A 25,391-nucleotide genomic window follows, 5' to 3' on the forward strand; every position below is an offset into this window, starting at 1 on the left:
GGATAAGAACCGTGGATATGAACCGTCGGCAATTCTTCAAGGTCGCTGGAGTCGGCCTTGCGGGATCCAGCCTGGCGGCGTTAGGCATGGCTCCCACAGCCGCCTTTGCCGACCAGGTGCGCCATTTCAAACTGGCGCACACCGTGGAAACCCGTAACACCTGTCCCTACTGCTCGGTCGGCTGCGGCCTGATCATGTACAGCATGGGCGACCGGGCCAAGAACGTGGCCCAGAACATCATTCACATCGAGGGCGACGCCGACCACCCGGTCAATCGCGGCACCCTCTGCCCGAAGGGCGCTGGCCTGCTGGATTTCATCCACAGCCCCAATCGCCTCAAGTACCCCGAAGTCCGCAAGCCCGGCAGCAACGAGTGGACCCGCATCAGCTGGGACGAGGCGCTCGGGCGCATCGCCACCCTGATGAAGGAAGACCGCGATGCCAACTTCATCGCCACCAACGACAAGGGCCAGACGGTCAATCGCTGGCTGACCACGGGCTTCCTGGCCGCCTCGGCGTCCTCCAATGAAACCGGTTATCTGACGCACAAGATCGCACGGAGTCTGGGCCTGCTGGCCTTCGACAACCAGGCGCGCGTCTGACACGGCCCGACGGTGGCAGGTCTTGCCCCGACGTTTGGCCGTGGTGCGATGACGAATCATTGGAGCGACATCAAGAACGCCAATCTCGTCCTCATCATGGGCGGCAATGCCGCTGAAGCCCATCCGTGCGGCTTCAAATGGGTCACCGAAGCCAAGGCGCACAACAACGCCCGGCTGATCGTGGTCGATCCGCGTTTCACCCGTTCCGCTTCGGTTGCCGACTATTACGCGCCGATCCGTACCGGCAGCGACATCGCCTTCCTGGGCGGGCTGATCAATTACCTGATCACGAACGACAAGATCCAGCAGGAGTACGTCCGCAACTACACCGACGCCGGCTTCCTGGTGAAGGAAGGCTTCACCTTCGAGGACGGCCTGTACAACGGCTACGATGCGGAGAAGCGCACCTACACCGACAAGGTGAACTGGGGCTATCAGATCGGCGACGACGGCTTCGTCAAGATCGATCCGACCCTGCAGGATCCGCGCTGCGTCTTCCAGCTGATGAAGCAGCACTACAGCCGCTACACCCTGGAGGTGGCCAGCCAGACCTGCGGCACGCCGCCCGAGGCGATCCAGAAAGTCTGGGCGGAAATCGCCGAGACCTCGGCGCCCGGTCGCGTCATGACCATCCTCTATGCCCTGGGCTGGACCCAGCACTCCATCGGCGCGCAGATCATCCGCTGCGGTGCCATGGTGCAGTTGCTGCTGGGCAACATCGGCATGCCCGGTGGCGGCATGAACGCCCTGCGCGGTCACTCCAACATCCAGGGCCTCACCGACCTGGGTCTGCTGTCGATCCAGCTGCCCGGCTACCTGACCATCGGCGGTGACGGCGAGCAGGACTACAACGCCTTCATCACCAAGCGCGCCAGCAAGCCGCTGCGCCCGGGGCAGCTGAGCTACTGGCAGAACTACGGCAAGTTTCACGTCAGCCTGATGAAGGCCTGGTACGGCGACAAGGCCACCAAGGACAACGACTGGTGCTACCACTGGTTGCCCAAGGTTGATGTCACCGGCGCCGGCTACGACGTCCTGCGTTACTTCGACATGATGGGCAAGGGCCAGGTCAACGGCTATGTCTGCCAGGGCTTCAACCCCATCGCCGCCTTCCCCAACAAGGCCAAGGTGATGCGCGGGCTGTCCAAGCTCAAGTGGCTGGTGATCATGGACCCCCTGGCCACCGAAACCTCCGAGTTCTGGCGCAACCACGGCGATCACAATGATGTGAACACCGCCGATATCCAGACCGAGGTGTTCCGCCTGCCCACCACCTGCTTCGCCGAAGAAGATGGCTCTCTGGTCAACTCCAGCCGCTGGCTGCAGTGGCACTACAAGGGCGCCGAGGCACCCGGCGAAGGGCGCAGCGACATCGCCATCATGTCCGAGCTGTTCCTCAAGCTGCGCGAGGCCTATGCCAGGGAGGGCGGGGCCTTCCCCGATCCCATCCTGGGGCTGTCCTGGCCCTACGCCAAGCCCGAAGAGCCGGCACCGGAAGAACTCGCCAAGGAGTTCAACGGCTACGCCGTCACCGATGTGCTGGATGCCAAGGGTGCGGTCTCGGCCAAGGCCGGGCAGCAGCTCGCCGGTTTCGGCCAGTTGATGGACGACGGCAGCACGGCCTCGGGTTGCTGGATCTTCTGCGGGTCCTGGACCGAGCAGGGCAACCAGATGGCGCGGCGCGACAACAGCGATCCCTTCCACATGGGGCAGACCCTGGGCTGGGCCTGGTCGTGGCCGAACAACAGACGCATCCTCTACAACCGCGCTTCCTCGGATCTCCAGGGCAAGCCCTGGGACCCGAGCAAGAAGCTGGTGTGGTGGAACGACAAGGCGCAGAAGTGGGGCGGTACCGACGTGCCCGACTACAAGATCGACGCCAAGCCGGCCGATGGCATGAGTCCCTTCATCATGAACCCCGAAGGGGTGGCGCGCTTCTTCGCCCTGGACAAGATGGCTGAAGGGCCCTTCCCGGAGCACTACGAGCCGTTCGAGACCCCCATCGGCGTCAACCCGCTGCACCCCAACAACCGCAAGGCCTTGAACAGCCCGGCGGCGCGGGTGCTCAAGGATGACTGGGCGGACTTCGGTGATCGCAAGGATTTCCCCTATGCAGCCACCACCTACCGCCTGACCGAGCACTTCCACTACTGGAGCAAGCACTGCCGCCTCAACGCCATCATCCAGCCGGAGCAATTCGTCGAGATCGGCGAGGTGCTGGCCAAGCAGAAGGGCATCGCCGCCGGTGATCTGGTGCGCGTCACCTCCAAGCGCGGCCACATCGTCTGCAAGGCGGTGGTGACCAAGCGGATCCGTCCGTTGCAGGTCAACGGCGAGACGGTGCACCACGTCGGCATCCCCATCCACTGGGGCTTCTCCGGTGTGGCGCGGATGGGTTATCTGGCCAACACCCTGACCCCCTTCGTGGGTGACGGGAACACCCAGACGCCCGAGTTCAAGTCGTTCCTCGTCAACGTGGAGAAAGCGTGATGGCCAGTCAGGATATCTATGCCCGCTCCGCGACCACCACGGCCTACACCTCGGTGCGCACCCAGGCGGAAGTGGCCAAGCTGATCGACGTGTCCAAGTGCATCGGCTGCAAGGCCTGCCAGGTCGCCTGCTCGGAATGGAACGAGTTGCGCGATGAGGTGGGCCATACCCATGGCACCTACGACAACCCGGCGGACCTCACCGCGGACTCCTGGACGCTGATGCGCTTCACCGAGCACGAGGACGAGGCCGGCAAGCTGGAGTGGCTGATCCGCAAGGACGGCTGCATGCACTGCGCCGAGCCGGGTTGCCTCAAGGCCTGTCCGAGTCCGGGGGCCATCGTCAAGTACGCCAACGGCATCGTCGACTTCAACCAGGACCACTGCATCGGTTGCGGCTACTGCATCGCCGGTTGCCCCTTCGATATCCCGCGGATCTCGAAGAAGGACAACAAGGCCTACAAGTGCTCGCTGTGTTCGGACCGGGTCGGAGTCGGCCTGGAGCCGGCCTGCGTGAAGACCTGCCCGACCGGCGCCATCACCTTCGGCACCAAGGACGCCATGAAGGAGCACGCCGCCGAGCGCATCGTCGATCTCAAGAGTCGCGGCTACGAGAACGCCGGTCTGTACGACCCGGTTGGGGTAGGGGGCACCCACGTCATGTACGTGCTGCACCATGCCGACCAGCCGCAGCTGTACAACCACCTGCCCAAGGACCCGACCATCAGCCCCACCGTGGGCCTGTGGAAGGGCTTCACCAAGCCCCTGGCGCTGTTCGCCATGGGCGCGGCGGTGCTGGCCGGCTTCTTCCACTACGTGCGTGTCGGCCCCAACCGGACCGATGACGACGACGAGGTGGTCGAGGCGCCGCCCCGTCCCGAGGGCGATGCGCCCAGGGGCGAGGTCAAGCAGCTGAGTCCGTCCGTGCAGATCTTCGATCCGCACGACAAGCAGCCCTAGCAGGCGTACGCCCCCGGCTTGGCCGGGGGCGTCCTGGGAGATCGAGATGAAACCTGAAATCCAGCGTTACAACGCCAACGAGCGGACCAACCACTGGATCGTGGCGATCCTGTTCTTCATGGCCGGGCTGTCGGGGCTGGCGCTGTTCCATCCCGCGCTGTTCTGGCTGTCGAACCTGTTCGGCGGCGGCACCTGGACGCGCATCCTGCATCCCTTCATGGGTGTGGCGATGTTCGTGTTCTTCGCCTTTCTGGTGATCCGCTTCTGGCGGCACAACAAGATCGGTCGCGAAGACGCCCAGTGGCTCAAGCAGATCAACGACGTCCTGAACAACCGCGAGGAAAAGCTGCCGCCGATCGACAAGTACAACCCCGGGCAGAAGATCCTGTTCTGGGTGCTGCTGGCCTGCATGCTGGTCCTCTTGGTCAGCGGCGTGGTCATCTGGCGGCAGTACTTCGCCCACCTGTTCCCCATCCCGGTGATCCGCCTGGGCGCCCTGGCCCATGCCGTCGCCGCCTTCGTGCTGGTGCTGTCGATCATCGTGCACATCTATGCCGGGATCTGGATCAAGGGTTCGGTGACCGCGATGATGACCGGCTGGGTGAGCCGGGCCTGGGCCAAGAAGCACCACTCGCTGTGGTACGAGAAGGTCACCCGCGAGAAGAAGTGAGCCCTTTGCTGTTGGGCTTCGCTACGCTCAACCCAACCTACCGGATGAGGTACGCGGCATTTTTTGCCCCCTCTCCCTCCGGGAGAGGGTTGGGGTGAGGGTAGCGAAGCCCGCACCCCAACCCGCCCGCTATCCTGAATCCTCTCTTCCACCGTTCTGCTAAGGAGCCCTGCCATGGCGGGCCAGATCCTCGAGCCCGGCGAAATCGAAGCCGCGGCCGTCAATCCCGATTTCATCCTGCTGCCCGGTGGCGAGCTGTTCGGCTATCGCGCCGACCGCCTGCGCCTGCTGGCCACCGGCAATGCCCTGGGCGACTACCTGTTGCTGATGGCCGAGGTGTGCGAGGCCCAGCAAGGGGTCTTCGACCGCCTCGCGCCCCTGCCGCTGGACGAGGCGCGTAGCGCCCGGAGTCTGCAGCACGGTCTGCCGCCCCTGGGCTACGACACCCTGGTCCGCGAAGGCGACTGGCTGCCCGCCCTGGATGCCCTGCTGGAGACCCTCACGCTCTCTCAGGCACCGGTGCAGGCCGCCCTGGACGAACTGCGCCAGGCCGACGCGGGCCAGCGCAAGGCCTGGGCCATTGCCCTGCTGGCGGGCAGCTACGAGCTGGTGCCGGCCGGCGTGGTGCCCTTTCTCGGCGCCGCCCTGCAGGTGGCCTGGACCCACTGGCTGCAGCGCAGCGACTTCAGCGCCCTGCGCGAACAGGGCAGCCAGACGGCCTGCCCCTGCTGCGGTGCGCCGCCCATGGCCGGCGTCATCCATCACCTGGGCAAGGCCAATGGCCTGAGGTACCTCACCTGTTCGCTGTGCGCCTGCGAATGGCACTTCGTGCGGGTCAAGTGCAGCCACTGCGAGACCGGCAAGGGGCTGGGCTACTACTCCCTGACCACCGACGACGCCAACGCCCAGAAGGCCCCGCTGCGCGCCGAGACCTGTGCCCACTGCAAGACCTATCTCAAGCACCTCTATCGCGACCACGACGCCCGCAGCGAACCCTTGTCCGCCGACCTCGCCAGCCTGGCGCTGGACGTGCGCCTGGCGGAAGAGGGCTACGAGCGCCACGCGCCCAACCTGCTCTTCGCCCCGGGCTAGACCGGGCATGGCGACCGCCCGGGGCAGGGCGGTCGCCGTTCCTTCTGTTTCCGCATATGGCGCGCTGCTCCGCCCGGGCCTCTGTAGGCACACGCTCTCCGGTTGCGCTTCGTGAAGCCAAGCCGCGCGAACCTCGGCGAAGCGGTCGCCAACTTTGCTTATCGCGCCAAGAGTCGCTCGAGGATGCCCTGTCACCTGCGGGTCATCTTGCAGAGCCAGTCTATCGAGGGGCACAAAACCTTCTATCACGCCGGGCGGCGAAGCCGTCTAGTATGGAGATTGCGCCGCTTCGTCGGTGTGCCCATCTGATGAGGGGATAACAATGACCGCAACGTCCGCTTCGCCCATGGTGGGGCTCTCTCCGGAGCCGGCTCGACGCCGGCATCGGTGTCTGTCGAGCCCCTAGGCCGACGCGACCGGAACCACGCCTTCTGCAGGCCGTGCTGCTGTCGCGGCTGACAACCGGATGAACAAGACCCTGAGGTAGCCAAGAAGATGTCGACCGAATCCAAGTGCCCGTTCAATCACGCCGCCGGCGGCGGTACCACCAACAAGGATTGGTGGCCGAACCAGCTCAATCTCAACTTCCTGCACCAGCATTCCTCGCTCTCCGATCCCATGGGCGAAGAGTTCGACTACGCCACCGAATTCAAGAGCCTCGACCTGGAAGCGGTAAAGGCCGACCTGCGCGCCGTGATGACCGATTCCCAGGACTGGTGGCCGGCTGACTTCGGTCACTATGGCCCGCTGTTCGTGCGGATGGCCTGGCACAGCGCCGGCACCTATCGAGTCGGTGACGGCCGTGGCGGCGCCGGTCAGGGTCAGCAGCGCTTCGCGCCGCTCAACAGCTGGCCGGACAACGTCAGCCTGGACAAGGCGCGCCGGCTGATCTGGCCGGTCAAGCAGAAGTATGGCCGCAAGATCTCCTGGGCCGATCTCATCGTGCTCACCGGCAACGTTGCCCTGGAATCCATGGGCTTCAAGACCTTCGGCTTTTCCGGCGGTCGCCAGGACGTCTGGGAACCGGACGACGCGGTGTTCTGGGGCTCGGAGACCGTCTGGCTGGGGGGCGATGTCCGCTACGGCGAGCACAAGCAGATGGAGCAGCCCGGTGACGGCGTGCTGACCGCACAGCCCGAGCAGCATCCGGTCGAGCAGAGCCGCAACCTGGGTTCCAGCCGCATGCTGGAGAACCCGCTGGCTGCCGTGCAGATGGGCCTGATCTACGTGAACCCCGAAGGTCCCAACGGCAATCCCGATCCGGTGGCCTCGGCCCATGACATTCGCGAAACCTTTGGCCGCATGGCCATGAACGACGAGGAAACCGTCGCCTTGATCGCTGGCGGCCACGCCTTCGGCAAGACCCACGGTGCGGGCCCGGCCACCAGCGTCGGTGCCGAGCCGGAAGCGGCCGACCTGGAACAGCAGGGCTTCGGCTGGCAGAACAGCTATGGCACCGGCAAGGGCGCCGACACCATCACCAGCGGCCTCGAAGTGACCTGGACCTCCACGCCGACCCGCTGGAGCAACGAATACTTCGAGAACATGTTCAAGTTCGAGTGGGAGCTGTTCAAGAGCCCGGCCGGTGCCCACCAGTGGCGGCCCAAGGACGGCGCCGGTGCCAATGCCGTGCCCGATGCCCACGATCCCAGCAAGCGTCACCAGCCGACCATGCTGACCTCGGACCTGGCGCTGCGCTTCGATCCGGCCTACGAGAAGATCTCCCGCCGCTTCCTGGAAAATCCGGACCAGCTGGCCGATGCCTTCGCCCGTGCCTGGTTCAAGCTGACCCACAGGGACATGGGGCCGCTGGCCCGTTACCTGGGCCCGGAAACCCCGGCCGAGGAGCTGCTTTGGCAGGACCCGCTGCCCAAGGCTGAAGGTGCGCCCCTGGGCGAGGCCGAGGTCAAGGCGCTCAAGGACAAGCTGGCCGCGTCCGGCCTGAGCGTGTCCGAACTGGTCGGCACCGCCTGGGCGGCGGCTTCCACCTTCCGCGGTTCCGACAAGCGCGGCGGGGCCAATGGCGGCCGGCTGCGCCTGGCGCCGCAAAAGGACTGGGCCGTCAACCAGCCGGCGCAACTGGCCAAGGTGCTGGGTGTGCTGGAGGGTATCCAGCGTGACTTCCAAGGGCAGGGCAAGCAGGTGTCCATCGCCGACCTGATCGTGCTGGCCGGTAGCGTCGGGGTGGAAAAGGCCGCCCAGGCGGCGGGGCACTCGATCAGCGTGCCCTTCACCCCGGGTCGCGTGGATGCCTCCCAGGAACAGACCGATGTGCAATCCTTCGGGCATCTGGAGCCCTGGGCCGACGGCTTCCGCAACTATGTGGGCGGGGAGTTCAAGGTCAAGCCGGAATTCCTGCTGGTGGACAAGGCGCATCTGCTGAATCTGACCGCGCCGGAACTGACGGTGCTGCTGGGCGGCCTGCGCGTGCTGGACATCAACGTGGGCGGCGCCAAGCACGGCGTCTTCACCCAGCGGCCGCAGACCCTGACCAACGACTTCTTCGTCAACCTGCTGGACATGGCCACCGAATGGAAGGCCACCGGTCCGGACAAGGCCACCTTCGAAGGTCGCGATCGCAAGACCGGTGCCGTGAAGTGGACCGGTACCCGGGTCGATCTGGTGTTCGGCTCCCACGCCCAGCTGCGCGCCCTGAGCGAGGTCTACGGCAGTGCCGACGCCCAGGAGAAGTTCGTCAAGGACTTCGTCAAGGTCTGGACCAAGGTGATGGAGCTGGATCGTTTCGATCTGCGCTGATCGCCATGCGGTGACGGAAAACGCCTCCTTCGGGAGGCGTTTTTTTTGGCCTCGCCAGCGACCCGCCGTTCATCCCCGATCAGTGGCGAGTCTCGCGGAGGCCACAGCCTGGAGCCATTCCGGCGCCCCCGGCGCGAGGGTCCGCCAGCCTTAAGCAAACCCTAAGCGCCCCTTAAGGAGCGCGTAACCCGGGAGATACAAACTGCGCTAAACACCCAGAGGCTGTCCCCCATGGAAGCGCTTGCCGAACTCTCCCTCAGTCTGGTCGAAGGCCCCATCCGCCCCGATCTGTGCCGCGATGAAGTCCTCGCCGATCTGTTCGAGGCCACCGCGGCGCGGGCGCCGGAGCGACCCGCCCTGCTCGAAGGCGAGCGCAGCCTGAGCTACGGCGAACTAAACGCCTGGGCCGACCGCGCCGCCTCGCGGCTGCTGGCCGCCGGCGCCGGGCCTGGCCGCGTGGTCGGCCTCTGGCTGCCGCGCGGCATCGAGCTGCTGGTGATGCAGCTGGCCATCGCCAAGACCGGCGCCGCCTGGTTGCCCTGCGATGCCGAAACCCCGGCCGACCGCGTGGCCCTGTGCCTGGAAGACGCCCAGGCGGTAGGCGTGATCACCGGGGCGCCCTTCGCCGATCTGCTGGCGCGCCCCGGGTTGCACTGCTGGACCCCCGACGCGCTGAGCGTCGCCCTGGGCAGCGGCGAAACCCTGCGCCGGCGCGGCCTGGTCTCTCCGGACAATCTGGCCTACCTGATCTACACCTCCGGCTCCACCGGCAAGCCCAAGGGCATCGGCATCCGCCAGGACAGCATCTGCCACTTCCTGCGCAGCGAGAATTCGCTGCTCGGCATCGAAGCCGGCGATCGGGTCTACCAGGGTTTCTCGGTGGCCTTCGACATGTCCTTCGAAGAAATCTGGATCAGCTACCTGGTGGGCGCCACCCTCTGGCTGGCCCCGCGCGAGATCACCGCCGATCCCGAGGCCCTGGCCCGCGCCCTGAGCGCCAATCGCATCAGCGTGCTGCACGTGGTGCCGACCCTGCTGGCGCTGCTGCCGGAAGACGTCCCCAGCCTGCGCCTGATCAACCTGGGCGGCGAGATGTGCCCCGAGCCCCTGGTGGCGCGCTGGAGCCGGCCGCAACGGCGGCTGTTCAACACCTATGGCCCCAGCGAGGCCACCGTCTCGGCGAGTCTGGCGCCGCTGCAACCGGGCGAGCCGGTGACCATCGGCCGGCCGCTGCCCAACTACAGCCTGCTGGTGGTGCCTGCCGATGCCAGCCAGCCGCTGGCGCTGCTGCCGCGCGACCAGGTGGGCGAACTCTGCATCACCGGTCCCGGCGTGGCCGATGGCTACCTGGGCCGCCCGGAGCTGACCGCCGAGAAATTCCTGCCCAATCCCTGGAGCACCGGCAGTCACGATCTCAAGCTCTATCGCACCGGTGACCTGGCGCGGGTCGACGAACACGGCCAGGTGCACTGCCTGGGCCGGGTCGATGACCAGGTGAAGATCCGCGGCTATCGCGTCGAGCTGGGCGAGATCGAAGCCACCCTGGCCCGCCAACCCGGGGTCGGGACCGTGGCCGTGGTGCTGCGCGAAGAGGGCGGCGTGGAGCAACTGGTGGCCTTCCTGGTCGGCGATGGCGGCCCGCTGCCACGCAGCGACCTGCTGCGCACCGAACTGGCCGGCTGCCTGCCGCTGTACATGGTGCCCAGCCGCTTCGAATGGCTCGGCGAGATGCCACGGCTGAATTCCGGCAAGATCGATCGCAAGCAACTGCGGGCCCGCCCCCTGGCCATCGCTGCGGTGGCGCCGGTCGCTCCGGCCAGCGGCGCCCTGGGTGCGCTGCTGGCGGCCACCGCCGAACTCTTCCCCGGTCAGCCGCTGCACGCCGAGATGGATTTCTTCGACGACCTGGGCGGGCACTCGCTGTTCGCCGCCCGGCTGGTCTCGCGCCTGCGCCAGGATCCGCGCTATGCCAGTGCCACGGTCAAGGCGGTCTATGCCGGCCGCACCCTGGGCGCCATCGCCGAGGCCCTGGAGGCCGACGCCGCCGAAGCGGGCGCAACGACGGCCACCGAGGCCTGGGCGCCACCCAGCCGCTGGCGGCGCTGGCGCTGTGGCCTGGCCCAGGCGGTAGCCCTGCCGCCGCTGCTGACCCTGCGCCTGGGCCGCTGGCTGGCGCCCTTCCTGGCCTTCCCGCTGCTGATCCATTCCGGCACCGCGCTGCCCCTGGCGATGCTGACCGCCCTCAGTCTGTTCGTCCTGGCCATCGGCCTGGAATTCGCCGTGGCCGTGGTGGGCAAGCGCCTCACCGGCCGCCTGCAGCCCGGTCGCTATCCGCTCTGGGGTCTGACCTACTACCGCTGGTGGCTGGGTGAGCGCTTTCTCGCCCTGGCGCCGGCCTACCTGCTCAGCGGCTCGCCCCTGGCGCGGGGCTGGCTGCGCCTGCTGGGCGCACGCGTCGGCGCCGAAGCCTTCGTCGGCACTCTGACCCTGCGCGTCCCCGAGTTGCTGACCCTGGGGCATGGCGCCAGCCTGGGCAACGGCGTCAATTTCGAAAATGCCCGGGTGCTGCGCGGCGAATTGCTGCTCGGCGCCGTGACCCTGGGGCGCGAAGCCCAGGTCGGCTCCTATGCCATCCTCGAAGGCGACACCGCCCTCGGTGACGGTGCGCGGCTGCAGGCCCAATCCGCCCTGCGCAGCGGTCAGCGCATCCCGGCCGGTCGCCACTGGGGCGGCGCGCCGGCCCGCGATCAGGGGGCCGCCGGTGCCCGCGTGCTGCCGCCGGCTCCGGTGTCCCGCGCCCAACGTGCCCTGCTGAAAGGTCTCTATGCCCTCAGCGGCCTGGTGGTCTCGGTGCTGTTCTTCATGCCGCTGTTTCCCCTGGCGCTGCTGATCGACGAACTGGAAAGCTTTGGTGGACTACCCTGGTGGCACACCTCTTCGCTGCTGTTCGATGCCCTGCAATACGGCGTCCTGGCCCTGCCGCTGGGCGTGGTCAGCGTCGCCCTGACCCTGCTCGGCTGCGCCCTGGCGCGGCGGCTGATCCTGCCGCAGCTGGAAGAAGGCCAGTGGTCGATCGACAGCCTCTTCTACTGGCGCAAGTGGCTGGCCAATCTGATCCAGGAGTCGGCGCTGCAAAGCTTGCAGGGCCTCTATGCCACCGTCTATTCGGCGCTCTGGTATCGCCTGCTGGGTGCCCGGGTCGGTCGCGATGCCGAGATATCCACCGCCCAGGGTCCGGTCTCCTCGCTGCTGGAACTGGGCGCCGAGACCTTTATCGCCGATGCCGTGATGCTCGGTGACGAACAGGTCGCCCAGGGCTGGATGACCCTCAGACGCACCTCCATCGCCCGGCGCAGTTTCGTCGGCAACGGCGCCTATGTCGCCGACGGCTGCCACATCCCCGAAGACGCCCTGATCGGTGTCCTGGGTCGACTCGACGAGGGTGTGCCCCTGCGCCAGGGCGAAACCTGGCTCGGCTCGCCGGCGGTCCGGCTGCCGGCGCGGGAAACCCTCACCGGCTACCCGGAAAGCCTGACCTTCCACCCGACCCCCTGGCGCCGGGTGGCGCGTGGCCTGATCGAGGCCCTGCGCATCGTGCTGCCCACCGGGTTCACCGTGGCCGCCGGCTGCGCCATCGCCGAGGCCCTGGTGCCGCTGTGGCAGCAGGGCGCCTGGTTGCAGCTGCTCGGCGAAACGCTGCTGGCCGGCAGCGCCTTCGCCCTGGCCAGCTTCCTGGTCGTGCTGGGGCTCAAGTGGCTGGTGGTAGGCCGTTATCGTCCGCGTTCGGCGCCCATGTGGACCTTTTTCGTCTGGCGCAGCGAAGCCATCACCAGCCTCTACGAAACCCTGGCGGTGCCCAATCTGCTCGGCACCCTGCGCGGCACGCCCTGGCTGCCGCTGGCGCTGCGCCTGCTCGGCGCCCGCCTGGGTCGCGGCACCTACCTGGATACCACCGACCTCACCGAATTCGACTGCGTGCGCCTCGATGACCACGGCGAACTCAACGCCCTGGCCGGGCCCCAGACCCATCTGTTCGAAGACCGGGTGATGAAGGTCGGCGAGGTGGAGCTGGGCAAGGGCGTCAACCTGGGGCCGCGCAGCGTGGTGCTCTATGGCGCCCGCGTCGGCGACGACGTGGAACTGGGTCCGCTGTCGCTGGTGATGAAGGGCGAAACCCTGCCGGGTCGCTCGCGCTGGGAGGGTAACCCCGTTCAGCCCCGGCGCTAGGACTGTCACACAACCATAAAGACAGCCCTGGATACTCCGCCCCGTACAACGATGACGGGGCAAGGCGATGACGGCGTGGGTACGACGGATCAGGATCGGACGGACCGGCTGGCTGCTGGGCCTGGCCCTGCTGCTGGCACTGGGGGTGACCCAGGGCCTGCGCAGCAGCCATCTGGACAGCCAGTTGCTGTTCTGGGTCGGCCAGCAGTGGCAGAGCGAACCCCGAGCCTCCCTGGAACTCGGTCGCTACCGGGTGGCGGTGGAAGCCAAGCCGGTGGCCGGCGTCACCGAGAATCTGTCCGACCTCAGCTATGACCCGGAGCGGGATCGCCTCTGGGCGGTGGTAAACAATCCGCCAGAGTTGCTGGCGCTGAGCCGGGACGGCGAGCTGCTGCAACGCCATCGCCTGGAAGGCTTCGATGATGTCGAAGGCGTGACCTATCTGGGCAACGACCGCCTGCTGCTGGCGGAAGAGGGCGCCAACGCCCTGACCCTGGTAGGCATCCCCGAGGGCGACGACGTGCTCCGGCGCAAGGACTATCGCAGCCTGACCCTGGATCTCTTCCCCCGCGCCAACCAGGGCTTCGAAGGCCTGGACTACGACGCCGCCCGCGATCGCCTGTTCGTGGTCAAGGAGCACTCGCCGCGCAAGCTCTATGAAATCCGTGGCCTGCTCAGGAGCTTCGACGGCGACTTCGCCCTGCGCATCATCGATCGCCAGGCCTGGCTGGACCAGGCGCCCAGCACCGGTGACCTGTCCGCGGTCCATGTCGATCGCCGCACCGGTCACCTGCTGCTGCTCAGCGACGAGTCGCGGGTGCTGATCGAGCTCGATGACCAGGGCCATACCCTGGATACCCGTTCCCTGGTGGCGCCCTTCGGCGGCCTGTCACGGCGGATCCGCCAGCCCGAGGGCGTCACCCTGGATACCGCCGGCAACCTCTATGTGGTCAGCGAACCCAATCTGTTCTATCGCTACCAGAAGCGCTGATCAGACGCCGCCCAGTCGCTCCAGCACGGCAGGGGTGTCCTGGGCGCCCATGGCGCGGGCTACGCTCAGCGCCGTGTTGCCGGCGGCGTCCCGGGCCTTGGGATCGGCGCCGCGGGCGACCAGCAATTCCACCATCTGCACGTGATTGAACATGGCCGCCATCATCAGCGCGGTCTTGCCGTCGGGCATGGCGCCCTCCACGGCGGCGCCGTGCTCCAGCAGCAGTTCGGCCATCGGTAGGTTGTTCTTGAAGGCCGCCCCGGCCAGGGGCGACTGGCCCATGTCGTTGGCCAGATTCGGATCGGCCCGGTGCTCCAGCAGGACACGACTGGCCTCCAGGTGACCGTGGTAGCTGGCCAGCATCAGCAGGCTGTCGCCCTTGTGATTGCGCAGATTGGGCGTCAGCCCTTTTTCCAGCACCAGGGCCAGCACCTCGGCATTGCCGGTGCGCGCGAGGTTGAACACCTCGGTGGCGAATTCCTGGGCTTCTTCATCGGTCATGCGCTGGGGACCGTCTGCGGTCATGGGGTTCTCCTGGGCTAAGGCGGGCGGGACCCTCGGGGTCCCGGGCGATAGGAGGGCAGACCCGAACGGCAGGAGGGAGTTCTCTCGCGGCGGCGAAACAAGGCCGCCGCGAGCCGGCTAGCCGAAGGTGGCGTGGGTCTCGGCGAAGGCCTGCAATTCCGCCACGCTGTAGTTGCCGACCATCAGCACCGGGCCATGGGCCGTGCCGATCTGCGCCGGCAGGGTGTCCAGAAAACCACCGGTAGGGGTCACCCCGAGGTTGGTGTATTCGGCGGCCGGCAGATGGAATTCGGCGATCAGGCGCGCCGCTTCGGCGATTCCGGCGGCCACGCTGAGCGGATGCAGGGCCGCCCCTAGCGGATTGACCTGGCCACCGTTGTCGCCGTTGAACAGGTGGCCGACCTTGGCCGCCGCCTGGGTCAGGTCGTGCTGGTCGGCCTGGGCACCGATCAGGAACAGCGAGCCATAGTGGGGCAGGCTGCCGCCACCCTCGGCCTGGCTGACGAAGCTGGGCGCGAAGGGCTGTTCGCCACGGATGTCGGAGCTGTAGTTGGCTACCGGATCGCCGAGGGTGACCACATTGACGAAATTGCCCCCATGGCCCACGGCCTGAGCATCGCGGGGAATGCCCGAGGCCTCGAAGCTGATGCCGCCGAGACCGGTCTGCTGGGCGACGTAGGCCGCCGAGATGCCACCCAGGGAGTGGCCGGTGACGAAGATGTCCTGGGTGCCATAACCCTGCTTGGCCGCCGCCTCGATGACCTGGTGGGCGAAGTCCAGCGACTGCCGCTGGGCGCTGGAGACCTGCTGGCCGAGGATCTGCAGATCGCTCAGCAGGCCACCGGCGGTGGAGAGGGGATCGATCAGCAGATTCTCGCCTCTAGTGGTGCCGGCATAGGTGATAAGCACCTGGTTCTCGGCGGTGATCCAGGTATGGGCCGTGGCGCCGTTGAGCGAGTTGTGCAGCGTCAGCTGATGGCCATCGACGAGGAACGGCCGCATGCCGTCGGGCGTGCCACCCAGTACGTACTCGCTGATGGCGCCGTTGAGGAATTCGCTGACGGTAGGGGTGCTGGCCGAGTGGGTCTGCGCCAGCGGCGTGGCCGCGGCGCTCTTCAGCGTGTGCAGGTAGGTGAAGTTGCCGAGGCTGACGATGTCGCTGTTGTCGAGCAGGCCATCGCTGGCCCAGAGGGAGGATTTCTTGGACATGACGGCACCTTTGTTATTGTCGTGAGGTGGACGTGGTGGCCAGGGCCCTCCACACCAGGACCGCGGCAGGTGGCTGGGAAGAGCCCGCGAAACCATCCTAGGACGGGCTCTGGCACGCGGCAAACCGGGAACCCGGGGGTCATTTCCGGACGCCCCGGGTCCGGGTTCGGGCCGCTCTCTCCCAGGGCGGGACGAGCCTGCGGCAGTCCGGCGCCCCTGGTCGACCCGCCGCGGGTTCGGGCTACACTGGGGGTCGACTCGACCCAAGAGGCTCCCATGACCGCCATCCGCCTGCCGTCCATCGACCGCCTGCTGCGCCATCCCGCTTCGCGTCCGCTGGAGGAACGCCACGGTCGCGAGCAGGTCCTTGGCGGCTATCGCTTGCTGCTGGACGATCTGCGCGAGGCCCTGAGGGCCGGCACCCTGACCGCGGTGGAGGTGGAGGAGGGCGTGCTGGCCGGGCGCCTGGGCGAGCGCCTGGCGTTGCACAGCCAGCCGCGGGTGCGGCGGGTGTTCAACCTCACCGGCACGGTGCTGCACACCAACCTGGGGCGGGCGCTGTTGGCGGAAGAGGCCATCGCCGCGGTAGCCGAGGCCGCGCGTCAGCCGATGAATCTGGAATTCGACCTGGCCACTGGCAAACGCGGCGATCGCGACGACCTGGTCGCCGACCTGGTGCGCGAACTCACCGGCGCCGAGGCGGTGACGGTGGTCAACAACAACGCCGCGGCGGTCCTGCTGGCCCTGCATGCCATAGGCGCACGCAAGGAAGGGGTGCTGTCCCGCGGCGAGCTGATCGAGATCGGTGGCGCCTTTCGTATCCCCGACATCATGGTCCGCGCCGGGGTCAAGCTGGTGGAGGTGGGCACCACCAACCGTACCCATGCCCGCGATTACGAAGCTGCCATCGGCCCGCGCACCGCGCTGCTGATGCGGGTGCACACCAGCAACTACAGCGTCCAGGGCTTTACCGCCAGCGTGGCTACGGCGGAGCTGGCCGCCATCGCCCGCGCCCATAAAGTGCCGCTGTTGGAAGACCTGGGCAGCGGCACCCTGGTGGACCTGACCCGTTGGGGACTGCCCGCCGAACCCACGGTGCAGCAGGCCCTGCGCGACGGCGCCGACCTGGTGACCTTCAGTGGCGACAAGCTGCTCGGCGGTCCCCAGTGCGGCCTCATCGTCGGTCGCCGCGACCTCATCGAGCGCATCAAGAAGAATCCGCTCAAGCGGGCGTTGCGGGTCGACAAGCTGACCCTGGCCGCCCTGGAGGCGACCCTGGCGCTCTATCGCGATCCGGATCGACTGGCCGAGCGGTTGCCCAGCCTGCGCCTGCTGTCGCGCCCGGCCGAGGCCATCACCACCCAGGCCGAGCGGCTGCTACCGGCCTTCGCCGCCGTGCTGGGCACGACCTATGCGGTCAGCGTGGAGCCGGCGCTTGGCATGATCGGCAGTGGCGCCCAGCCGGTGGCCCGCCTGCCCGGGGCGGCGCTGTGCTGTCGCCCCCAGGTCAGCAAGCGCCTGCGTGGGCGCGCCTTGCGACAACTGGAAGAAGGCCTGCGCCAGCTACCCATCCCGGTGGTGGGGCGCATCGACGCCGATGCGCTCTGGCTGGACCTGCGCCAGCTCGACGACGAAGCCGCCTTTCTCGCGCAATTGCCAGCGCTGCTGCTGCCGGAGATTCGTTAACGGACGACCCAGCGCTGCCGGGCCCAATTGCTCAGCAGATCCACGCCCAGCACCAGCACCAGCATGCCGAGGATCACGGTGGCGGCCTGGGCCTGCTGGAACAGGCTCAGGCTGAAGTACAGCTGCTGCCCCAGGCCACCAGCGCCGACGAAGCCGAGGATGCTGGCCATGCGGATATTGTTTTCCCAGCGATAGAGCAGATAGGCCAGCAACTGCGGCCAGACCGCCGGCAGGGTGCCGTAGAGAAAGGCCGCCAGCGCGCCACCGCCGGCCAGGCGAATGGCTTCGGCGGGCGCCTTGGGGGTGTTTTCCAGGGCTTCGGCGAACAGCCGACCGAGCACCCCGGCGGTGTGCAGGGCCAGCGCCAGGGTGCCGGCGTTGGGTCCCAGGCCGGCGGCCAGCACCATCAGCGCCGCCCAGACCAGTTCCGGCACGGCGCGCAGGGCATTGAGCAGCAGCCGCGCCAGCGCCAGGGCGCCCAGGCCTAGGCGCCCGGCCGCCGGCAGCGCCAGCAGGATGCCGAGCAGCCCGGCGAGCAGGGTACCCAGGGCCGACATGGCCAGGGTTTCTAAGGCGCCGTGGGCCACGGCCGACAGCTGGGCGAGGGAGAAGTCCGGCTGGAGAAAGTCGGCCAGGAAGCTGCCCATCTGGCCTAGGGCGCGAGCGCTCAGCAATTCGCCGAAGGCGGTGCCCAGGTAGCTGGCGGACGCCACCAGGGCGGCGCCCATGGCCAGCACCGTCAGAGCGCCCCGGCCCCGGCCCGGACCACGCTCCACCTGGCGCAGCAGGCGACTGAGCACATCGGCCAGGAGCACCAGCACCAGGAAGGTCAGCAGCAGGCTGGCCACCTCGCCACCGGCGAACATGCGCAGCGACAGATCGACCTGCTGGCCGAGCCCGCCGGCGCCGACGAAGCCCATCACCACCGAGGCGCGAACGGCGCACTCCCAGCGATAGACGCTGTAGGAAATCATCTCGCCCGCGGCGTTGGGCAGCACGCCATAGACGAAGGCCTGCAGGCGACTGGCGCCCTGTAGCAGCAGGGCCCGCGCCGGGCGGGGATCGACCGATTCGAAGATTTCCGCATAGACCTTGCCCAGCATGCCGCCGTAGGTGATGGCGATGGCCAGCACCCCGGCGGTGGGACCCAGGCCTACGGCGCGGACGAACAGCAGCGCCCAGACGATCTCCGGCACGCTGCGCAGGACGATCAGCACCCCGCGCACCAGTCCGCGGAGCAGGCGCGGCAGGCGGCCTGGACGTCCGCCGCGGGGCAGGGCGGAGATCGACAGGACACGGGTGGCGAGCAGGGCGGCGGGCAGGGCGATCAGCGCCGCCAGGGCCATGCCCAGGGTGGCGATGGCCAGGGTTTCCAGGGTGGCGCGCCCGAGCACGGCGAGAAAGTCGGCGTCATGGGCGGGCGGCCAGAAGCCGGCGAGAAAGTTGCCCATGGTGCGGGCGTTGTCGCCGGTGAAGAGACCCAGCAGATCGAATTCCGCCAGGCGCAGCGTCGGCCAGGCCAGCAGCAGGGCCAGCAGGGTGAGCAGCAGCCGGGGCCGGGCGGCCGGGTCTTGGCGAGGCGAGGTCAGCATCGCGGCAGGTCGAGCGGCGTCTCGGCCGGGGCCGGGGCCGGGGCGGCAGGCTTGAGGGTGGTGCTCAGGCCTTCATTGGCATAAAGGTCGGCGAGGTCGGTCGGGGTGACTGCGCTGGCGGGCTTGTCCCACAGCAGCCGCCCGGCCCGCAGACCGAGGATGCGCGGAAAGCGCTGCAACGCCAGTTCGACGTTGTGCAGGCTGGTGACCAGGGTGGTGCCCTGGCGCGCCGCGGCGTCGCTCAGCACCTCCAGGGTATGGGCGGCCAGCACCGGGTCCATGGCCGACACGGGTTCGTCGGCGAGCAGCAGCTGCGGCTGCTGGTAGAGCGCCCGGGCGATGCCGATTCGCTGCAACTGGCCACCGGACAGCTGATCGCAGGAGGAGTAGAGGCGATCGGCGAGATCCAGCGGCGCCAGGGCCGCCGCGGCGCCGGCGCGATCCAGCGGATGCACCAGGCTGACCAGGCTGCGCGCCAGCGACCACTGGCCGAGACGTCCGGCCAGCACCGCAGTGATGACGCGCTGGCGCGCCGGCAAGGGCGGCGCCTGGTGGATCAGGCCGATGCGGGCGCGCAACTGGCGCCGCGCCCGGTTGCCCAGGCTCCAGGGCTGCTGGTCGAGCAGCTCCAGCTCACCCGCGAGCGGCCGCAGCCCGGTGGCCAGCAGGCGCAGCAGGCTGGTCTTGCCCGCCCCGGACGGACCGATCAGCGCGACCTGCTCACCCTGCTGCAGGTTGAGGTCGAGATCGGCCAGGGCGGGCGACCCGTCGGCGTGTACCAGCGTCACGCCCCTGAGGGCGAGACTCACTTGAGCAGGCCGGCCGCCAGGGCGGAAGCCTCGATGCTCTTGTAGTTGTCCGGCGAGGTCGGCACGAAGCGGCTGGCCGCCTGCAGGTCGAGGATCGCCTTGTCGGCTGGCTTGGCCGGATCCAGGTCGAGGAAGGCCTGCTTGATCTTGGCCGCCAGTTGCGGATCCAGATTGCCGCGCACCGTCCAGTTGTAGTCGTAGTAGGCCGGGGTGGTGGAGATGACCCGGACCTTGCTGGTGTCGACCTTGCCGGCGTCGACCAGCTTCTTCCACACCGAGGCGTTGAGCACGCCGGCATCGGCCTTGCCCGCGGCGACCCAGGCGACGGTGGCGTCATGGGCGCCGGAATAGGCCACCCGCGAGAAGAACTGCTCGGGAACGATGCCGTCCTGCTGCATGAAGTAGCGCGGCATCAGGCTGCCCGAGGTGGAAGAGACCGAACCGAAGGCGAAGGTCTTGCCCTTGAGGTCCTGCAGGGTCTTCACGGCCGGGTCGGCGGTGATGAACTTGCTGGTGAACTGCTGATCTTCTGCGCGCTGCACCAGGGGGGTCATCGGCGCCTTGCGCTGCGCCTGGACGAAGGTGAAACCGCCGAACCAGGCCAGGTCCAGGCGATCCGAGGCCATGGCTTCCACCACGCCGGCATAGTCGGACACCGGGACGAATTTCACCGGCATGCCCAGACGCTGCTCCAAGTATTCACCCAGCGGCTTGAACTTGCGGATCAGCTCGGTGGGCGCCTCGTCGGGAATGGCCGAGACGCGCAGTTCGTCGGCGGCGTGGGAGAGCAGGGAAGTCAGGGACAGGGCCAGGCCTGCTGCCAGGGCCAGCGAACGCTTGAGCATGGGTTTCTCCGGTTCAATAGCGGAAAAAAAGGGGCTGCAGTATAGGGGGTGGCGCTGTTTTGCGCAGCCGCCACGAGGCCGCGGGCCTGGCAGGATGCAGCTGCGGCGTGGCGCGACGGCTCTGGGAAGGGGTTAGGCAGCGGACGCGACCCGGCATGCGAGTCCGCTGCGGTGGTGTCAGGACGGGTCGGCGAGCACTCAGGTCTCGTCGAAGAAACGCTCGTTCCAGTCCACCAGGGGTTGCGGCGAATTGAGCTTCTGCCCGTAGATCACCGCATAGGCCAGCACGTTCTGCACGTACTGGCGCGTCTCGTCGAAGGGAATGGTCTCCACCCAGACATCGAAGGCCAGGTGGCGGGCGCCCGTCAGCCAGCGCTTCACCCGGCCGGGACCGGCGTTGTAGGCCGCCGAGGCCAGCACCCGGTTGCCGTTGAACTGGGCATGGACCATGGACAGATAGGCGGTGCCCAGCTGGATGTTCTTCTCCGGGGTCAGCGCCTGTTGCGGCGAGGCCAGGGGAATGGCGAACTTGCTGGCGGTATGGCTGGCGGTGGCCGGCATCAGCTGCATCAGCCCCATGGCGCCCACCCCGGAGCGCGCATCGGCCATGAAGCCGCTCTCCTGGCGGGTGATGGCGAACACCCAGCTGCTGTGCAGACCGCGGGTCTGGGCCTCGCGCACGAAGCTCTCGCGATAGGCGATGGGGAAGCGGATGTCCAGGTCGTCCCAGTACTTGGCCAGGCTGATGGTGCGGATCGCCGGGAAGTACCACTGCATGTCGTAGGCCATGCGTGCCTGGGCCACCAGTTCGTCACGGTTGAAGTGACGGCTGACATAGAACCACTCGCGGCGAGCATTGATCGGCTCGCCACGGGCGATGAATTCCAGGGCCCGCTGCACGCCGGGGGTGTTGCGCACCTTGCGCTTGAGGGCGTCGCTGAGCATCAGCGGCTTGTTGTTGAGCTGATAGGGCGCCTTGCTGCGGTCCGCGGCAAGGAAGCCGTAGTAGTCGCGCTCGCGACTGACCTCGGCGTATTCCCGCAGCACCGCCGGACTCTGCGGCTGCATCAGCTCCAGGGTGCGGGCGCGCCAGTATTCCCAGCGATTGGCCTTGGCCAGGCTCGGCGGAAAGCGCTCGATCAGCGCATGGGCATCGCTCCAGCGACCCAGGCGCAGCAGCAGGCGGGCTCGCCATTCGCTGACGTCGTCGTCCCGCAGCTCGGGATCATAGCGCTCCATCAGCGGCAGGGCGCGGGGATCGAAATTCTTTGCCAGGGTCAGGCCGATCTGGCGGGCGATGGCGACCTTTTCATCGCGGGTGAAGGGCATGCGCTGGCTGTAGATTTCGAGCAGGCTCATGGCCTGTTCCGGGTCCTGGCGCGCCAGCTTGCGCAGGCCCAGGCCGACCACGTCGGCGAGACTCTCGCTGGCCGGGGCGAAGGCCTGGACATTGGCGATCTGCTGCGGCTTCTGGGCCACGTCGATCAGCCGCTGGGCCTGGCCGGACAGCGTCGGCAACTGGGCGGACAGGGTGCGCACCAGGCCGTACTCGCCCTTGTCGGCGGCTAGCTTGGCACGCTCCCAGACGCGCTCCTCGGTGAGTTGCCCGCGCGCCGCCCAGGCCTGGAACAGGCCGTCGCAGGTGGTCGGCTGGGCCTTGCCCACCAGCCAGTATTTCTCCGCCAGTTTGAAGCCCTCGCTGGCATTGCCCTGGGCGATCAGGTACTGGCCGTGCAGGCAGTCCAGCTCGGTGAAGTTGAAGTCCGGCGAATAGTATTTCTCGAAGCGATTCCAGTCGCCACGATCGGCCAGGCTGCGCAGCCAGCGCAGGCGCAGCCAGTTGGACTGCGGCAGATCGCCGTGCTCGGCGAGAAAGGTCTCGATCTCGGCATCGCTGGCCCCGGGGACGCGCTTGATCAGCTCGTCATAGGCCAGATAGGGCTCCAGCGGATAGGTGCGCAGTTCGCCGCGATTGGCCAGGTAGACACTGGCATCGCCGCGGTCCAGCGCCGCCTTGGCCTGGTCGTAGAGTTGCCGCTGCTGCTCCAGGGGAGCGGCTTGCGAGGTGGTGGAGCCGATCAGGGGAGCGAGGAGCAGGGGCAGGATGACGAACAGGCGACCGCGCATGGGAATTCCGTAAAAGCTGGATGCGGAGGGGGCGGCGCGCACTGCGCAAGGCAGGCGGCCGACCGTCACGGGGCAGTCTAGCTTACGTGCCGGCGCCAGGCGGCGAAAGCGTCGGCCATGGCCTGCCGTCGGGCGGTCCGGGCGTTTCGCCGGCTCGTGTCGACCGGCGCCGGGGTGGGCGTCTCTGCTAGACTGGCTGGCCTTTTTCGCGGAGAAACCCATGGCGCTGCTCAAGTTCACCAACGTATCCCTGGCCTTTGGCGTCACCCCCTTGCTGGACGGGGTGTCCTGGCAGATCGAGCGGGGCGAGCGGGTATGCATCATCGGCCGCAACGGCACCGGAAAATCCAGCCTCCTGCGCATCGTCAAGGGCGAGCAGCAGGCCGATGACGGCGAGGTCTGGCGCGCCCCGGCGCTGAAGATCGGCGAACTGCCGCAGGAATTGCCGCGCGCCGACGACCGCTCGGTGTTCGACGTGGTGGCCGCAGGCCTGGCCGGCGTCGGCGAATTGCTCGCCGAGTACCACCACCTGACCCAGGACACCAGCGGCGAACTGGACATGGAGCGGCTCATGCACGTCCAGCAGGAGCTGGAGGCCCGTGACGGCTGGCGCCTGCAGCAACTGGTGGAAAGCACCCTGAGCCGGCTGCAGCTGCCGGCGGAAAAGACCCTCGCCGAACTGTCCGGCGGCTGGCGGCGGCGCGTGCTGCTGGCCCAGGCGCTGGTGGCCGAGCCGGATCTGCTGTTGCTCGACGAGCCCACCAACCACCTGGACATCGGCGCCATCGCCTGGCTGGAAGACGCCCTGCGCGGTTATCCCGGTGCTGTACTGTTCATCACCCACGACCGCGCCTTCCTCCAGGCCCTGGCCACCCGCATCCTCGAACTGGATCGCGGCAACCTGATCGACTGGCAGGGCGACTACGCCAGCTTCCTGGTGCACAAGGAGCAGCAACTGGCGGCCGAAGAGACCGCCAACGCCCTGTTCGACAAGCGCCTGGCCCAGGAAGAAGTCTGGATCCGCCAGGGCATCAAGGCCCGCCGTACCCGCAACGAAGGTCGGGTCCGTGCGCTCAAGGCCATGCGCAACGAACGCAGCGAGCGCCGCGAACGCCAGGGCAAGGCCAATCTGCTGCTGGAAACCGCCGACAAGTCCGGCAAGCAGGTCATCCTCGCCGAGCACATGAGCTATGCCCATCCCGGCGGCGAACCCCTGATCCGCGACCTGACCCTGCTGATCCAGCGCGGCGATCGCATCGGCCTGCTCGGCCCCAACGGCTCGGGCAAGACCACCCTGCTCAAGCTGCTGCTGGGTGACCTCCAGCCCACCGCCGGCAAGATCCAGTACGGCACCAAGCTGGAGATCGCCTATTTCGACCAGCTGCGCCTGCAACTGGAACCGGAAAAGACGGTGATCGACAACCTCGCCGAGGGTCGCGAATTCATCACCATCAACGGCCAGGATCGGCATGTGCTGAGCTACCTGGGCGACTTCCTGTTCAGCCCCCAGCGTGCCCGCACGCCGGTCAAGGCGCTGTCCGGTGGCGAACGCGCGCGCCTGCTGCTGGCCAAGCTGTTCAGCAAGCCGGCCAACCTGCTGGTGCTGGACGAACCCACCAACGACCTCGACGTCGAGACCCTGGAGCTGCTGGAAGAGGTGCTGCTGAGTTTCGAGGGCACCGTGCTGATGGTCAGCCACGACCGGGCCTTCCTCGACAACGTGGTGACCAGCACCCTGGTGTTCGAGGGGGAAGGGCGGGTCCGCGAATACGTCGGTGGCTACCAGGACTGGCTGCGCCAGGGCGGCTCGCCGCGTCTGCTCGGCGTGCAGACCCGGGAGGACAGCAAGCCGGCGCCGGCCAAGGCCGAACCCGTGCCCGCTGCGGCACCCGTGGCCGCTGCCGCCGCGCCGGCCAAGCGCAAGCTCAGCTACAAGGAACAGCGTGAGCTGGACGCCCTGCCGGGCGCCATCGAAACCGTGGAGATCGAATTGGAGGCCCTGCAGACCGCCATTGCCGATCCGGGCTTCTACCAGCTGCCGAACGAGGTCACCCAGGCCAAGCTCGCCCGAATGGACGCGCTGCAGGCCGAACTGGATCGCCTCATCGAACGCTGGGCCGAACTGGAGTAATTCAGCCCGGCCGCGGACTTGGAGCCCGTTCAAAGTCTCGGAGCTAGAGCCAAACAAGGCGAAAATGGCTGAGGAAGCGGAGTTTACGCGTGGTAAATGAGCATTCCGAAGCCATTTCAACACCGTTTGGCCGACGCGCAGCAGACTTTGAACAGGCTCTTAGGCCTTGTCTTTCTTCAGGGCTACCGCCAGGGTATCGCAGGGCGCGCCGTGCAGCAGGTCGTTGGACGTCGAGCCCAGCAGCAGCGCCAGGCCGTGACGACCGTGGCTGCCGACCACGATCAGGTCGCAGCCCTGTTCCTTGGCCATGCGGTGGATTTCCTGGCGCGGTTGGCCGTAGGCCAGCACGCAATTGCCGGCCAGCTCCGCATACTGGGTGGTGAAGCCATCCAGTCGCTCGCGGGCCTGCTCGATCTGCTGCTGCTGCAGCGACGACAAGTCCATAGGCACGTCGCCGCCAAAGGCCATGGCCATGGGCTCGACCACGTGCACCAGCGACACCTTGCTGCCACAGCACTGACCCAGGGCAACCGCACGGCGGATCACCGGCTGGCAATCTTCGGTCAGGTCGACGGCAACCAATATGTGTTGGTAGGCCATACACATCTCTCCTTCATGATGGGGCGCCAGACCGTACCGTGGCTGGCGCTCGATTCGCAGGCTCTAGCCCACTTGTAGT

At 67.6% G+C, this 25,391-nt stretch carries 16 protein-coding genes and 1 pseudogene; 9 read left to right on the forward strand and 8 right to left on the reverse strand.

Features of this window, described 5'->3' with window-relative positions; genetic code table 11:
- The first annotated feature begins 11 nt into the window (after positions 1–11).
- From fdnG to QKY98_RS15550, 7 genes are all read left to right on the forward strand, one after another.
- Positions 12–3,092 carry a formate dehydrogenase-N subunit alpha gene (gene fdnG, locus QKY98_RS15520; protein ID WP_284671203.1) on the forward strand — a complete coding sequence of 1,027 codons (3,081 nt, stop codon included), beginning with the start codon at positions 12–14 and terminating at the stop codon, positions 3,090–3,092.
- Complete coding sequence (gene fdxH, locus QKY98_RS15525) at positions 3,092–4,051, forward strand: formate dehydrogenase subunit beta (protein ID WP_007162368.1); 960 nt, start codon at positions 3,092–3,094, stop codon at positions 4,049–4,051. The genes fdnG and fdxH overlap by 1 nt, the downstream gene beginning before the upstream one ends.
- 46 nt (positions 4,052–4,097) lie before the next feature.
- Complete coding sequence (locus tag QKY98_RS15530) at positions 4,098–4,721, forward strand: formate dehydrogenase subunit gamma (RefSeq protein WP_007162369.1); 624 nt, start codon at positions 4,098–4,100, stop codon at positions 4,719–4,721.
- Between the two features lie 174 nt (positions 4,722–4,895).
- The gene (fdhE, locus tag QKY98_RS15535; RefSeq protein ID WP_144962251.1) at positions 4,896–5,813 is read left to right on the forward strand and encodes a formate dehydrogenase accessory protein FdhE; all 918 of its coding nucleotides are present in this window, start codon (positions 4,896–4,898) and stop codon (positions 5,811–5,813) included.
- 495 nt (positions 5,814–6,308) lie between these two features.
- Positions 6,309–8,570, forward strand: coding sequence for a catalase/peroxidase HPI (katG, locus tag QKY98_RS15540; protein WP_027598381.1), 2,262 nt, complete (start codon positions 6,309–6,311; stop codon positions 8,568–8,570).
- 231 nt (positions 8,571–8,801) lie between these two features.
- Positions 8,802–12,797, forward strand: a complete 3,996-nt coding sequence (locus QKY98_RS15545) for a Pls/PosA family non-ribosomal peptide synthetase (protein ID WP_284671204.1) — start codon at positions 8,802–8,804, stop codon at positions 12,795–12,797.
- Positions 12,798–12,864: 67 nt separating this feature from the next.
- The gene (locus QKY98_RS15550) at positions 12,865–13,788 is read left to right on the forward strand and encodes an SdiA-regulated domain-containing protein (RefSeq protein ID WP_042138130.1); all 924 of its coding nucleotides are present in this window, start codon (positions 12,865–12,867) and stop codon (positions 13,786–13,788) included.
- Here the strand turns inward: QKY98_RS15550 and QKY98_RS15555 are convergent, their stop codons facing one another.
- Entirely contained in the window at positions 13,789–14,313 is a 525-nt protein-coding gene (locus QKY98_RS15555) for an ankyrin repeat domain-containing protein (protein WP_007162373.1), read from the reverse strand.
- A gap of 117 nt (positions 14,314–14,430) precedes the next feature.
- Positions 14,431–15,522: a hypothetical protein gene (locus tag QKY98_RS15560; protein ID WP_145248582.1), complete on the reverse strand. Its 1,092-nt coding sequence runs from the start codon at positions 15,520–15,522 to the stop codon at positions 14,431–14,433.
- Between the two features lie 276 nt (positions 15,523–15,798).
- On the opposite strand from QKY98_RS15560, the gene selA reads away from it, so the two are divergent.
- Positions 15,799–17,208 carry an L-seryl-tRNA(Sec) selenium transferase gene (selA, locus tag QKY98_RS15565; protein ID WP_284671205.1) on the forward strand — a complete coding sequence of 470 codons (1,410 nt, stop codon included), beginning with the start codon at positions 15,799–15,801 and terminating at the stop codon, positions 17,206–17,208.
- Here selA and phnE read toward each other — a convergent pair.
- From phnE to QKY98_RS15590, 5 genes and pseudogenes are all read right to left on the reverse strand, one after another.
- Positions 17,205–17,936 carry a phosphonate ABC transporter, permease protein PhnE gene (gene phnE / locus QKY98_RS15570; protein WP_284671332.1) on the reverse strand — a complete coding sequence of 244 codons (732 nt, stop codon included), beginning with the start codon at positions 17,934–17,936 and terminating at the stop codon, positions 17,205–17,207. The genes selA and phnE overlap by 4 nt on opposite strands.
- A gap of 51 nt (positions 17,937–17,987) precedes the next feature.
- Positions 17,988–18,800: pseudogene (locus QKY98_RS15575) on the reverse strand (PhnE/PtxC family ABC transporter permease); the annotation flags it as partial.
- On the reverse strand, positions 18,794–19,609 hold the full coding sequence (locus tag QKY98_RS15580) for a phosphonate ABC transporter ATP-binding protein (RefSeq protein ID WP_284671206.1): 816 nt from the start codon (positions 19,607–19,609) through the stop codon (positions 18,794–18,796). The gene QKY98_RS15580 and the pseudogene QKY98_RS15575, both read right to left, overlap by 7 nt.
- The gene (locus tag QKY98_RS15585) at positions 19,606–20,454 is read right to left on the reverse strand and encodes a putative selenate ABC transporter substrate-binding protein (RefSeq protein WP_007162378.1); all 849 of its coding nucleotides are present in this window, start codon (positions 20,452–20,454) and stop codon (positions 19,606–19,608) included. Before QKY98_RS15585 ends, QKY98_RS15580 begins: the two co-directional genes overlap by 4 nt.
- 198 nt (positions 20,455–20,652) lie before the next feature.
- Positions 20,653–22,581 (reverse strand): transglycosylase SLT domain-containing protein, encoded by a 1,929-nt coding sequence (locus tag QKY98_RS15590; RefSeq protein WP_027598374.1) that lies wholly within the window; start codon positions 22,579–22,581, stop codon positions 20,653–20,655.
- 220 nt (positions 22,582–22,801) lie between these two features.
- Between QKY98_RS15590 and QKY98_RS15595 the strand changes: the two genes are divergently transcribed.
- On the forward strand, positions 22,802–24,712 hold the full coding sequence (locus QKY98_RS15595; protein WP_284671207.1) for an ATP-binding cassette domain-containing protein: 1,911 nt from the start codon (positions 22,802–22,804) through the stop codon (positions 24,710–24,712).
- Positions 24,713–24,871: 159 nt separating this feature from the next.
- Here the strand turns inward: QKY98_RS15595 and QKY98_RS15600 are convergent, their stop codons facing one another.
- The gene (locus QKY98_RS15600; RefSeq protein ID WP_007162381.1) at positions 24,872–25,312 is read right to left on the reverse strand and encodes a universal stress protein; all 441 of its coding nucleotides are present in this window, start codon (positions 25,310–25,312) and stop codon (positions 24,872–24,874) included.
- Positions 25,313–25,391: the final 79 nt, after the last annotated feature.

This window comes from Pseudomonas sp. HR1 (genome assembly GCF_030175875.1).
GTDB classification, from domain to species: domain Bacteria; phylum Pseudomonadota; class Gammaproteobacteria; order Pseudomonadales; family Pseudomonadaceae; genus Chryseomonas; species Chryseomonas oryzihabitans.

Bases quoted from the DNA above. Each gene is read 5' to 3' on its own strand.
- QKY98_RS15600 (WP_007162381.1), bottom strand. From the start codon at position 25,312: ATGGCCTACCAACACATATTGGTTGCCGTCGACCTGACCGAAGATTGC.
- QKY98_RS15550 (WP_042138130.1), top strand. From the start codon at position 12,865: ATGACGGCGTGGGTACGACGGATCAGGATCGGACGGACCGGCTGGCTG.
- QKY98_RS15545 (WP_284671204.1), top strand. From the start codon at position 8,802: ATGGAAGCGCTTGCCGAACTCTCCCTCAGTCTGGTCGAAGGCCCCATC.
- fdhE (WP_144962251.1), top strand. From the start codon at position 4,896: ATGGCGGGCCAGATCCTCGAGCCCGGCGAAATCGAAGCCGCGGCCGTC.
- QKY98_RS15595 (WP_284671207.1), top strand. From the start codon at position 22,802: ATGGCGCTGCTCAAGTTCACCAACGTATCCCTGGCCTTTGGCGTCACC.
- QKY98_RS15555 (WP_007162373.1), bottom strand. From the start codon at position 14,313: ATGACCGCAGACGGTCCCCAGCGCATGACCGATGAAGAAGCCCAGGAA.
- fdxH (WP_007162368.1), top strand. From the start codon at position 3,092: ATGGCCAGTCAGGATATCTATGCCCGCTCCGCGACCACCACGGCCTAC.
- katG (WP_027598381.1), top strand. From the start codon at position 6,309: ATGTCGACCGAATCCAAGTGCCCGTTCAATCACGCCGCCGGCGGCGGT.
- QKY98_RS15530 (WP_007162369.1), top strand. From the start codon at position 4,098: ATGAAACCTGAAATCCAGCGTTACAACGCCAACGAGCGGACCAACCAC.
- phnE (WP_284671332.1), bottom strand. From the start codon at position 17,936: ATGGGCGCCGCCCTGGTGGCGTCCGCCAGCTACCTGGGCACCGCCTTC.
- QKY98_RS15560 (WP_145248582.1), bottom strand. From the start codon at position 15,522: ATGTCCAAGAAATCCTCCCTCTGGGCCAGCGATGGCCTGCTCGACAAC.
- QKY98_RS15585 (WP_007162378.1), bottom strand. From the start codon at position 20,454: ATGCTCAAGCGTTCGCTGGCCCTGGCAGCAGGCCTGGCCCTGTCCCTG.
- QKY98_RS15590 (WP_027598374.1), bottom strand. From the start codon at position 22,581: ATGCGCGGTCGCCTGTTCGTCATCCTGCCCCTGCTCCTCGCTCCCCTG.
- selA (WP_284671205.1), top strand. From the start codon at position 15,799: ATGACCGCCATCCGCCTGCCGTCCATCGACCGCCTGCTGCGCCATCCC.